This window comes from Verrucomicrobiota bacterium, assembly GCA_037139415.1.
Taxonomy (GTDB): domain Bacteria; phylum Verrucomicrobiota; class Verrucomicrobiia; order Limisphaerales; family Fontisphaeraceae; genus JBAXGN01.
On record JBAXGN010000091.1, the window covers coordinates 19,152 to 30,116 of the forward strand.

The following is a 10,965-nucleotide window of genomic DNA, read 5'->3' on the forward strand; positions in this document are numbered from 1 at the left end:
GCCGTTGGCGCTGTGACGGGATCAATGATGCCGGAGGCCCATTTGCGGAACTGCACGGCGCGTTCGGAGTTGACCTTGTAGCCAACGGCGATGATGGCGGCGAGGTTGTAGTGCTGGGTGTCGTAGGATTTGCCGTCAGCGGCAGTTATCCGAAAATATTGGATAACTGAATCTGCCTCCAACTCATGGTCAATAAACACCTTTTGCAGGTGGTAGCTGATCGTCCTGACATCTACATCGTAAAGCAGCCCCATCATCTTCTGGGTGAGCCAGATATTTTCATCGGCGTAAACGGCTTCGACGCCACCCTGGCCGCTGGCCGCCACAAAGGTCAGGTATTCCGCCGCCGAAGAGCGAACCAGGGAGACGGCGGTGCTCTTTTTGGCGCGACCGTCTGGTGTGGGTTTGCTTTTGCTCATGGCGCCGCCCTCCGGTTGGCAAGCGAAACTTCAGCGGCCTCCAGTGCCACGGCGGCCAATTCACCCACGGTCATGGGCGGATAGGTTTTGGCCGGCGTGAAAATCTCGTGTTTGCCAAGGTGGGCAAAGAGCGAACCCTCGGCACTGTAGGCGGATGATTGAGTGAGGCTATCGAACCGGAAGTCACGCCGCTGGAACCGGCCTTTGCCCAGATAACCCCACTCGGCGAAAGTGATCGGCAGGTTGCCTTGGGCGCGCATCGTCAATGCGTCGCCGTGGACGAGGTTTTGCGAAAGCACGTAGAAGGCGGCGTGATACAGGTCGTTCGCCGGAGCGAGGTTCAGATACTCGGCAAAGATTTCGAGCAGGTTGGCGCGGCACTCAGCGATGTTGTCTGGTAACAGTTCGATGCCGTAAATACACATCAAGCCAAGCAGCGCGTAGTGGCGTCGCTCGAAATCGGACTGCCCGTATTTGAGTTCCACAGCGGCAAGCTTCCGCCGCAGAATCTGCACGAGGAAGTTGCCATCCCCGCATGCCGACTCCAAGAAGCGTGAGTCAATCCGCTCCGTCTCGCTCTTTACAAGATCAAGCATGGCCTCGACCAGCCAGGCTGGAGTGAAGACCTCCCCGTGGTCGGCGACCCGTTGTTTGGACTTCACCAGGCTCATAGGGCAAATGAGAAAACTGGGCTGGGCAGAACAAGGCACATAACCGCCGGATATTCGCGCGGATTTGGCGTTGCTGCACTAACCGATGACCTGCTTGCTGCCATATATCTTCACCGTCCGACCACCCGTGTTAAAGGTGCCTAGCCGGGTTAGTTACTTCGGTAATGACCTTAACGGGAGAGGGACAAGGCAGCAAGGACAAAGGCGGTTACGGTTGGGAACGGGTGGAGAGAAAGTTGGTCGGTGTGACGGCCGCCACAGGCGAACCGGCGAAGTCGGCCACGTTGCGGGTGATGATGTAATCGCAATGGCCGGCCTCGGCCAGGCTGGCAACGACGGCATCCTCAAAGTCCGGGAGGGCCAATTGGCGGGCGCGACGGAACACCGCTTTATCGGCTACGGCGACATCGAAATGAGCCAGCATCCAATCAATGATTTGGTCAGCTTTGGGCTTGGCGGACGCTTTGGCCAGGATGTAGTAGAGGGTGGTCAACGCGTGACTGGGGAGCAAGGCTTCGATTTCCCCGAGGCGGGCCAAGCTCAGCACCTCCGCCGAATCCTGGTAGTAGGGCAGCCGGTTTTGGACGACATCCAGCACGACGTTGAGGTCGAGCAAGACTTTCATCGGTGCTTATCGAGCAAATGTTGGCGGTATTCGGCCTTGGCGTCGAGGTCCGGCGGAACCAGTCCGGTGATGGCTGCCACCTCCGGGTGGATGACGGGACGGACGCGGGTATGCAGACGCCGCACCGTCTGGCCAAGGGCTTCGGCCACGGTCAGGCCGTGCTGTCGGGCATATCCCTCGAGAAACTCAATGTCCTCGGCGGGCAAGGTCACTGTTAGTGTCGCTGCTGGCATAGCTCAGGCTTTCGTTCTGTCTCGCAAAGCCAAGATAACACGGCGACAGCCGGAAGGAAAGTGCGAAGTTGGGGGAAGAATGGCTCACGCGTGTTTGGTGAACCTGGGCGCTGCGTAAATCTGCCCTTTTTTGCTCTGCGCACTCTGCAATGGTGAATCCGGCTATCAGTTTGGAGATGGGTTCGACGATAACCTCCCCTCCCCTCCGGTTTGCTCCGGAGAGGAGGGTTTTCAAAATCACCACCCAACAGTGGCAATTACGGTTACTTGCGAAGTTCCGGCACGGGCACTTGCAGCATCACGTTGGCCGACTCTTTCCCGTTGCCCCAATACCAGGACGGGTAATGGCCATCCCATTTTTCCACCCGCGCCTTTTCCACTTCCATGGCCTTGAGTTGCATGAGGATGGGGTTGCTGCTGGCTTCCTCAGCCGCCTGGCTGATCTCCCGGATGGCCTGAGCCTCGGCGGTGGCGGCGGTACGGCGGGCATCTGCCAATCCCATGGCTTCGCGTCGCGCTTTCTCCGCTTGCGCCTGCGCTTCGAGTTCGATGCGGTCGTTCTCGCGCTTCTGCGCCTCAAATTTCGCTTCGCTGACCACCTTCAGTTGCTGGGCAATAAAGGTCTGGTCAATGGACTTCTGGATTTCCGGGTTCTCATAAGTCATCCCGCCAAACATTCCTGCCGTGGTGATGGTTACCCCGCGCGCCTGGAAAAAGTTGGTCACATCCTTTTTCACCGCATCGGCGATCTCCTGTTTTTTCGAGCGCAGGCTGTCCAGTGGATACCGTGCCGCCACTTCCGCGGCCGCCTGTTGGATGCGTCCCCGCACTTCGTGATCCATCACTTCGGCCAGTGTCCCGCTCGGGTACCAGTACAGGAAGCGCGACGCATCATCCTCGCTGACGAATGCCGTACACGTGAATCCCATGCTGAAGCCCACGCTGTCGGCACTCTCGATCCAGATGGCCTTGTCCGTGCGCTGTGCCGCCGTGCCGCTGCCGGTCGTCTGCGTGGTGGTCCATTCCCGCGTGATGGGGGAACGGTTGACCTTCACCAGTCGCACCGTGGCAATCCAGCGGCCATCATGGCTGAGCCGGCCTTCCTGGGACCACCGGTGCGTGATTTGCACCCGCTTGGCGGCCACCTTGCGTTGCTTGAGGTATTCCTCGGATTCAAACCGCGCCTGTTGCGTGGTGTCGCCCTCCAGCGGAATCAGAAAGCCCGTGTCGGACGTGTCAATCTCCACATATTCCGGCCGGTCATAAGGCTTCACGCATCCGCCGAATAACGGCAGCACCAGCACTGTCAACAGGGCGGTGGTTTTGCTGCGGGCCATGTGCGCCCGTGCCCGTTCCCAGGCGTGCCGCAACCATGGCGCAAAGCACAACCAGCCTGTGGTCAGGATGGCCAGCAGGGCCAGAACGTGCATCCCGTCACGCCATGCCTCGGCCAATCGCATTCCGCCGCTGGCGTCGGCGCGCGGGTTGAATTGCTGCAACGCCAGCGCCGTGTAAGGCGCGGTTTGCGAGCGGCTGAGCCAGTACATTTCCGCCGTTGAAATCGTGGCGGCTACCAACGCGAATAACAGGATACGTTTCATAATCAGACTCCATCTGTGCGTCGTCTCCGGTGCTAGGTACAACGGGGCAGCGGCCTTTATGCCGGGATGAAAGTCCCGTCATCAAGACACCAGCACCCGCATGCCGGGGCACACGGACACAACGTGTTGTTACTTACGGGGAGATCAGATGGTGCCACGACCTGTGGCCCTAGAGGATCGCCCTTCCAATTGCCTGCGAGGTTAGCTGACGGGCTCGGTCCTGGAAGTGACCTGGGAGTTGGTTCACAACTCCGTTCGCCCCAACCACCGTTCCAAGGTGGCATTTGGTTCCCCCGTGTCGTCCCGCAGGAAGGCGGTCCGACTTCGGCTGCATACTTCAGACATGGCACCTATCGCACATGAGGACAAACTTGTCAATAGGTGCCTCTGGAAGTGACTGATAATCAGGGTAATCCTGATAGATAATCCTGCCCTATTGCGCCATCAACACCTGTAACATGCGCTGTGGGTTGGACAGGAAATCACGTGTGACCCGGTAATGTTCAGTCTCTTCATAAGCAACCCGCTCGATGCCCTTGGTGGAAAAGGCGTAGATGGTGGCGTTCGGGTACGCCATCAAAATTGGCGAATGGGTGGCGATGATGAACTGGGATTTTTCCTCGACCAAGTCGTGAATGCGCGTGATCACGGAGAGCTGGCGGCGGGGTGAAAGTGCCGCCTCCGGTTCATCCAGCAGGTACAACCCTTCACCGCGAAAACGGTTGACCAGCAGCGCAAGAAAAGATTCCCCGTGCGATTGCTCGTGCAATGAGTGTTTCCCGTAGGCAGGGCCAATCGGCGGCCCGCCTCCCGGTTCAGCATCCAGCCGCTCAATTTCCGTCGCCACATTGAAAAAACTTTCCGCCCGCAGAAAAAAGCCGTCACGCGGCCGGGTGATGCCTCGCGAGATGCGCAGGTAGCGATGCAACTCCGAGTGGGAGCTGCGCGTTCCAAATTGGAAATTCTTGGAGCCCCCTTCGGCATTGAACCCGCAGGCCACCGCAATGGCCTCCATCAGCGTGGATTTGCCCGACCCATTTTCTCCCACAAAGAACGTGACCGCCGGATGTAGTTCCAGACGATCCAGCGGTCGCACCGCCGGTAGCGAAAACGGATACCGGTCAAACGACTCCACGGCTTCCCGCTTTAGACAAATTTCGGCGATATATTGCTTTGAAATCATGGTAACCCATCATCATTCTATCGTGCCATCAGTAGCGAAATTAAGCGATTTCCATGAAATTACGAGCCTTTTTTGGGTTTTTATCACAAGTATAACATCCTTATTAACAAACTATTGCATAAAAGTGTCAAGATTCGCATTTGCATTGCGAAACTTTCGCAGTTATAATGCGAATCATGACACAGTATCGAAAACGTGAAGTTGGCCGATTCCTCGCGAAGGTGTTGCTGCAATTCCCTGTAGTCGTGATTAGCGGCCTGCGTCAAACGGGAAAAAGCACGTTATTGCAACTGGACCCGATTGCATCTGACAACCGTAGCTATCGTACACTGGACGATTTGAATACGCTTGAACAGGCGCGCAGCAATCCGCAGCAATTATTGGCAACCGCATCGGCACTGGCTTTGGATGAGGTGCAACGAGTGCCAGATATATTCCTGCCCGTCAAACGTTCGGTGGATCAAGAGCGCCGTCCCGGACGTTTTATTCTGACCGGTTCGGCCAATTTGCTGTTGATGAAACAAGTTGCTGACAGCCTTGCTGGTCGGGCCATTTATGTTCAATTGCATCCGCTAAATCGCCGCGAGCTTTTTGGAAATGTCAGCGAAACACCTGCGTTGGTTCAGTTTCTTGAGACTGGCCAGTGGCCAAAGGTGGTTATCCCGCCGGTGACTGAGAGTGAAATTCTGCGTGGAGGTTTTCCGGAAATAGCCTTGAATCCCGCTTTGGATGCCAATCTGTGGTTTGAAGGTTTTGAAAAAACCTATTTGGAACGGGATGTCCGGGATTTGCGGCGCGTGGAAAACTTATCGAGTTTCCGGCGTCTCTTGCGGTTATCGGCCTTGCGCATTGGCGGGATACTGAATGTCAGTAACCTGGGACGTGATGCTCACTTGCCGGAATCCACCACCCGCAGCCATCTGGATTTGCTGGAGGCTCTGATGGTAATTCAGCGGCTACCCCCGTTTTTTGGTAATCGCACTTCGCGACTGGTCAAGGCACCTAAATTATATTTTGCGGATTCAGGTCTGGCTGCATTTTTAGCCGGGATAACCGATCTCCATGACCATTCAGCCGAACCATTGCGGGGCGCACTCCTGGAAAATTACCTATTGCAGCAGCTACGGGCCACTTTGGATCCTTGGCTGAACGGCGTGCAGTTTCACTATTGGAATGAGCAGGGGCGTTACGAGGTGGACTTGGTGCTTGAACATAAGCGCCGAGTGCTGGCCATTGAAGTCAAGGCGGCCAGCCGTCTTTCCCCAAGTGATTGGCGATGTCTGGAAATGTTTCAGTCCATCACTCCCAACTGCTGTGGTGGCATTGTCGCTTATCAGGGAACGGAAATAGTGCCGCTGGGGAATAAGCTATGGGCGGTACCAATCCACGCTTTTCTGGCCTGAACTGCCCCACCATTTCTCATTGTCAAATCCGCAGCTCACGTCCACTCTGGCGTCCATGAACGCACCGCCTTTTTATACCATCGCCCTTGGGTTGCTCGTGGGCTTGTTTTCAAGCCCCTCCGCGCACGCCGCCAGCACGCCCAACATCGTCCTGATCTTTATTGACGACATTGGTTATGGCGACATCGGGCCGTTTGGTTCGACCAAGAACCGCACACCCAACCTGGATCGCATGGCGCAACAGGGCATGAAATTCACCAGCTTTTATGCCGCCCCGGTCTGCTCCGTCTCCCGTGCCCAGGTCAACACCGGCTGCTACGGCCAGCGTGTTTCCATTCCGGGCGTGTTTCCACCCGCCAGCCGCAACGGGATTAACGCCGCCGAGCACACCACCGCCGAACTGTTAAAGGCCCAAGGCTACGCCACCATGATCATCGGCAAATGGCACCTTGGCGATCAACCGGAGTTCCTGCCCACCCGCCACGGATTTGATCATTATTTCGGCCTGCCTTACTCCAACGACATGAACAAGCATTCCACTCAAAAGGGAGAAAAGGTCGTGCCGCTGATGCGCGACGAGAAAGTCATTGAACTCCTCACGGGTCCGGACCAGGACCAGTTGACGGAGCGTTACACGGAGGAGGCATTGAAGTTTATCCGCGAAAATCAGTCCCGCCCGTTTTATCTCTACCTGCCGCACACCGCCGTGCATGTGCCGATTCATCCCGGTGACAAGTTCAAGGACAAATCCAAAAATGGCCGCTATGGCGACTGGGTCGAGGAAGTGGATTGGAGCGTTGGCCGGGTGCTTGATACTTTGCGTGAACTCAAGCTGGACTCCAACACGCTGGTGGTTTTCAGCAGCGACAACGGCCCCTGGCTGGTCAAGGGCGCGGACGCCGGTGAAGCCGGACCGTTGCGCGGTGGCAAAGGCAGCACTTGGGAAGGCGGCGTACGCGAACCCACGCTCGCCTGGTGGCCGGGCCGCATTGTTCCCGGCACCGTCTGCGATGCCGTGGCGGGCAATATTGATTTCCTGCCCACCTTCGTGAAGCTTGCCGGTGGCTCCGTGCCGACCGATCGCAAGATTGATGGCCGCGATTTTTCCCCCTTGTTGTTTGGCACCAGCAAGGAATCCCAGCGCGAGGCGCATTATTATTATCATGGCTACAAACTCGAAGCGGTTCGCGTTCGTTCTTGGAAACTCGCTCTCAGTCCGCAAGCCGAAGGCATGGGGCTGAAAAAAGCCGATTCCGATGCCGCCAAACCGGGGCTCCGCCTCTACAACCTTGATTCCGATATCGGCGAACGCACCAACCTGGCGTCCGCGCACCCGGACATTGTGAAACGATTGCAGGACCTTGCCGCCAAAATGGCCGCTGAATTGGGCGATGGCAAACCCGGTCCCGAGGTCCGCCTGGCAGGCCAGGTGGAAAATCCCGTGCTGCTGTATCCCTCCGACGATGTGCCCAAAGCCAGAAAAGGTAAGGGGAAGGCGGCGGCGGCCAAAGGGGCTCATGCCTCCACCGCACTCGAAGCGCTGAAAATCGGCGACGTGCTGGATGCCGAGGAAGCTCTGCAAATCGCGAATCGCCCGATCACCATCACCTGCGACGTGGAACCGAAAGCAAAAAACGGGGTGATCATTGCTCACGGTGGTTCGGCGGTTGGCTATGCGCTCTACCTTAAGGAGGGGAAGGTCATGTTCACCGTACATTCTGGCGCCAAAACCAAGGTCAATCTCACCGCCAGCGAAACTCCATCTGGCCGTCTGGCCATGGTCGCCCAACTGACCAAAGACGGCACCATGACCCTTTCGCTGAACGGTAAGCTCGTGGCGACAGGCAAGGCCGAAAGCCTGATCGCCCGCCAGCCCCAGGAAAATTTCTGCGTGGGTCATGACGATAAGGTCACCGTCGGCGATTATGACGGCAAAACCCTGTTTCAAGGGACGATCGAAAACCTGAAGGTTACGACCAATCCGTAAAAGAGACCGACTGGGATGACGTTTATATGAAGCCTAAAAAAATGGTCGTATAATGCCAATAAAATTAGTTTTGTCTGTTTGCCACAGTATCAGTGTTTTTACATTGCTGGGAATCACCCGCTGGGTGGGAAGGAGGGGCATCGGGATTATTTTAGGTTCGCTATGCACAATAATTGGCCGGTTTTCTGTTTAGCCACCCAAATCTCCGCCCTAATAAAATTCATACTTGAATCCCCATGGAGGTGGCGTAGGGTAACCCCAAAAAACAGTGAGCCAAAAGCAATGCTCCTTTACCGTAGTGTTAGCGATAGCATGAAACGTTCCAGAAATTAATAGTTTTATTAGTTTGAATGAAGATCGATCGCCGTATTCGGGATACAGTCCATGGTTTTGTGGCGCTCACCGCCGAGGAATCTGCTCTACTTGATACTCCCGCACTTCAGCGGCTGCGTCGTGTTCGCCAGTTAGCTATGGCTTCGCTGGTGTATCCGGGTGCCGTTCATACACGGTTTGACCACACCTTGGGTGTGTTGCATATTGCTAATATGATGTGCGACCGGTTACAGATTGAAGAGCGCTATTCTCCAACCATTCGCCTCGCTGCCCTGCTTCATGATGTTGGGCATGGCCCTTTCTCCCATGTCTCCGAATCAGTTCTCAAGATAGTGGCTAGAACCAATCTCGCTAAGTTGGCGAAACAGCAGGATAAAATTCATGAATTGATTACTCGTGACATCATTCTTACGCATCAAGGTTTTGATAAAACGCTCACTAAAGGCGAACGCCAAAATATCACCGACCTTCTTAATGATGGACTCAAGGATTCAGTTCACAAAGCCATCATTTCCGGGCCAGTGGATGCGGATAAGCAAGATTATTTATTGCGCGATAGCCATTATTGCGGCGTGCAATACGGTCGCTTTGATATAGCCCATCTTCATAACGTGCTTACGCCAGTCGAAGACGTGGACCAAAAGGTTTTGATGGTCGAGCCATCTGGCATTCATGTGATTGAGCAGTTTGTCCTCGCCAAGTATTATCTTACTACCCAGGTTTATCGTCATAAGGTTCGCCTGATAACGGACCAGATGCTTACGCGTGCGCTGGTTCTAGGAGTGGTCAAAGATCATTTACCGTTCTTGGAAAAGTTGTACGTGTACAAATCCACTCCGGATTATATCGAGAACTATTTGACTTGGGACGATTCACGCCTCACCCAAGAGTTGTTGAAAGAGGAATACTCAAAAACTAATGCAGGGCAATTTTTTAGGCGTTTGGTCCACCGTCAACTGTATAAGCGCGTCTGCCAAGTTTCCTTGAATGATATCTCGGGTAACGCTCAGATTGCCTCAGCCGAGGAATTCCTGAAGAAACGGGGAGAGATGGAAAAGGGGATGGCCGTTTGGTTGAAAGAAAAAATGGGTATTAAACTCAGCGCTGATCATGTTATTGTCCATCATTATTCCATTGAATCTGCTAGGAAACAATCAAGAAATTCCGAACGCTCTATTCCCATCCATACCTTGCCTTCCCCGACGATCTTTGAAGATGCTTCAAGTCTCTTTCACTCGATTGATGAAAAAGGGAAGGAAGAATTTGTAGAGTGCTACGCACCATTGGACGGCTTGTCACGTATAGTGCGCAGTGATATGGAAAACAATGCCAAAAAGTTCCTGGTGCAGCTTTTGGCTGATATTTTCCCGAATAATCACCAAAAATCTAAGAATGGAGGAAAATCATCATGAAAGTTCGTAGTGTTATTTTATTGTCGTTGGATGCCTTTGGCGGAATCGTCTCTGGAAAAACCATGCTCCAGAAACGACTCTTCTTCATGGCTCAATATTTGAAACAGGAATGGGGATTTAACGCCCACTATTATGGCCCTTATTCCAATCTCATTGCATCAGAGCTGGTTACGCTTAAAGTTCAGGGCCTTGTTGCTGAATCATGCCTTAGGTACGGTGGAGCCGACAGCAGTGGTTTTGAGAAAAAGCGTTGTGATTACACGCTTACTGAAACAGGGAAGAATGCTGTTCAGTGGCTAAAAAAGGAATTCCCGAATGATTCTAATAAGTTACGCCAAATTGCCTTACGGATTGTAGAGGCAGGCGATTTGGGCTATGAGGATCTCAGTATTGCAGCTAAAGCGTATTTTATTCTGAAACAATCTGAGTCTGACATGCTTTCAACGGCTGAAATTGCTGACAAGGCGCGCAAATTCTCTTGGCAGGTGACAGAACCGCAGATTTCAAAAGCCTGTGGTTACCTGGTCTCGTTGGGGCTAGTCAAAGCTCCGAGAAAAGCCGCATGACATGCTCGCATTTCATGGAGGCTGTATCCCTTATCTTTTCATGAAAGACGTTTCCACCTTTTTGGCAAGGGCTCCACACTTTTGGTGGCCGAAGCCACTTGGTCGCTTGGTCGACAATAAATATTCCGCGCAAACCGCGTGATGCAAATTCTCGTCGAACTATGAAATGATCCGGTGTTGTCGGCCAATGAGCGGAAGGATTTGATCGAGGACTTGAACGAGGATGGTCTTTCAGACCCCAAGCATCCGGGGCCACAGGATTTGCCGTTAATTCTGAGCCGGTTGGCCCTGATTGAAACGGTCGCTCCCAATGCCATGGATGACATCAATGCCGCCGCCTTCGCCGAGGCATACAAGGACCTCGCCAATATGGCGAACCAACTCTTGCCAGCTCCGAGACCTGGGAAATAATCCCGTGAGGCCACCATTCGCCAGCCAGAAAGCTCGCGCCCCGCGACCATCTGGGTGAAAAACACGCTAGCAGGTTGCGGAGTTACCGCAACCTGCCAGTTCGTTACTTCAAAAAGCTGAG

Annotated in this window: 10 protein-coding genes, 1 pseudogene and 1 riboswitch; of the genes and pseudogenes, 5 read left to right on the forward strand and 6 right to left on the reverse strand. The window is 54.4% G+C overall.

Annotation, left to right across the window (positions count from 1 at the left end; genetic code table 11):
* Nucleotides 1–20: 20 nt before the first annotated feature.
* From rhuM to WCO56_16480, 6 genes and pseudogenes are all read right to left on the reverse strand, one after another.
* Nucleotides 21–419 (reverse strand): annotated as a pseudogene (rhuM, locus tag WCO56_16455) (RhuM family protein).
* Nucleotides 416–1,090, reverse strand: coding sequence for an SAM-dependent DNA methyltransferase (locus WCO56_16460; GenBank protein ID MEI7731168.1), 675 nt, complete (start codon nt 1,088–1,090; stop codon nt 416–418). Before WCO56_16460 ends, rhuM begins: the two are co-directional and overlap by 4 nt.
* Nucleotides 1,091–1,298: 208 nt before the next feature.
* Nucleotides 1,299–1,715 carry a PIN domain-containing protein gene (locus tag WCO56_16465; GenBank protein MEI7731169.1) on the reverse strand — a complete coding sequence of 139 codons (417 nt, stop codon included), beginning with the start codon at nt 1,713–1,715 and terminating at the stop codon, nt 1,299–1,301.
* Nucleotides 1,712–1,948, reverse strand: a complete 237-nt coding sequence (locus WCO56_16470; protein MEI7731170.1) for a DUF6364 family protein — start codon at nt 1,946–1,948, stop codon at nt 1,712–1,714. The genes WCO56_16465 and WCO56_16470 overlap by 4 nt, the downstream gene beginning before the upstream one ends.
* 263 nt (nt 1,949–2,211) lie before the next feature.
* Nucleotides 2,212–3,549 (reverse strand): SPFH domain-containing protein, encoded by a 1,338-nt coding sequence (locus WCO56_16475; GenBank protein MEI7731171.1) that lies wholly within the window; start codon nt 3,547–3,549, stop codon nt 2,212–2,214.
* Nucleotides 3,550–3,725: 176 nt separating this feature from the next.
* Nucleotides 3,726–3,889, reverse strand: a riboswitch (cyclic di-AMP (ydaO/yuaA leader).
* Between the two features lie 93 nt (nt 3,890–3,982).
* Nucleotides 3,983–4,732, reverse strand: coding sequence for an AAA family ATPase (locus WCO56_16480; GenBank protein ID MEI7731172.1), 750 nt, complete (start codon nt 4,730–4,732; stop codon nt 3,983–3,985).
* A gap of 245 nt (nt 4,733–4,977) precedes the next feature.
* On the opposite strand from WCO56_16480, the gene WCO56_16485 reads away from it, so the two are divergent.
* From WCO56_16485 to WCO56_16505, 5 genes are all read left to right on the forward strand, one after another.
* Nucleotides 4,978–6,135, forward strand: coding sequence for an ATP-binding protein (locus tag WCO56_16485; GenBank protein ID MEI7731173.1), 1,158 nt, complete (start codon nt 4,978–4,980; stop codon nt 6,133–6,135).
* Between the two features lie 55 nt (nt 6,136–6,190).
* Complete coding sequence (locus WCO56_16490; GenBank protein MEI7731174.1) at nt 6,191–8,122, forward strand: sulfatase; 1,932 nt, start codon at nt 6,191–6,193, stop codon at nt 8,120–8,122.
* A 350-nt stretch (nt 8,123–8,472) separates the two neighbouring features.
* The gene (locus tag WCO56_16495) at nt 8,473–9,867 is read left to right on the forward strand and encodes an HD domain-containing protein (GenBank protein MEI7731175.1); all 1,395 of its coding nucleotides are present in this window, start codon (nt 8,473–8,475) and stop codon (nt 9,865–9,867) included.
* Nucleotides 9,864–10,433, forward strand: coding sequence for a hypothetical protein (locus WCO56_16500; protein ID MEI7731176.1), 570 nt, complete (start codon nt 9,864–9,866; stop codon nt 10,431–10,433). The genes WCO56_16495 and WCO56_16500 overlap by 4 nt, the downstream gene beginning before the upstream one ends.
* Nucleotides 10,434–10,607: 174 nt before the next feature.
* The gene (locus WCO56_16505) at nt 10,608–10,844 is read left to right on the forward strand and encodes a hypothetical protein (protein MEI7731177.1); all 237 of its coding nucleotides are present in this window, start codon (nt 10,608–10,610) and stop codon (nt 10,842–10,844) included.
* Nucleotides 10,845–10,965 lie beyond the last annotated feature (121 nt).

Excerpts from the sequence above, each read along its gene's own strand:
- WCO56_16480 (MEI7731172.1), bottom strand. The coding sequence starts at position 4,732 with ATGATTTCAAAGCAATATATCGCCGAAATTTGTCTAAAGCGGGAAGCC.
- WCO56_16475 (MEI7731171.1), bottom strand. The coding sequence starts at position 3,549 with ATGAAACGTATCCTGTTATTCGCGTTGGTAGCCGCCACGATTTCAACG.
- WCO56_16490 (MEI7731174.1), top strand. The coding sequence starts at position 6,191 with ATGAACGCACCGCCTTTTTATACCATCGCCCTTGGGTTGCTCGTGGGC.
- WCO56_16500 (MEI7731176.1), top strand. The coding sequence starts at position 9,864 with ATGAAAGTTCGTAGTGTTATTTTATTGTCGTTGGATGCCTTTGGCGGA.
- WCO56_16465 (MEI7731169.1), bottom strand. The coding sequence starts at position 1,715 with ATGAAAGTCTTGCTCGACCTCAACGTCGTGCTGGATGTCGTCCAAAAC.
- WCO56_16470 (MEI7731170.1), bottom strand. The coding sequence starts at position 1,948 with ATGCCAGCAGCGACACTAACAGTGACCTTGCCCGCCGAGGACATTGAG.
- WCO56_16460 (MEI7731168.1), bottom strand. The coding sequence starts at position 1,090 with ATGAGCCTGGTGAAGTCCAAACAACGGGTCGCCGACCACGGGGAGGTC.
- WCO56_16495 (MEI7731175.1), top strand. The coding sequence starts at position 8,473 with ATGAAGATCGATCGCCGTATTCGGGATACAGTCCATGGTTTTGTGGCG.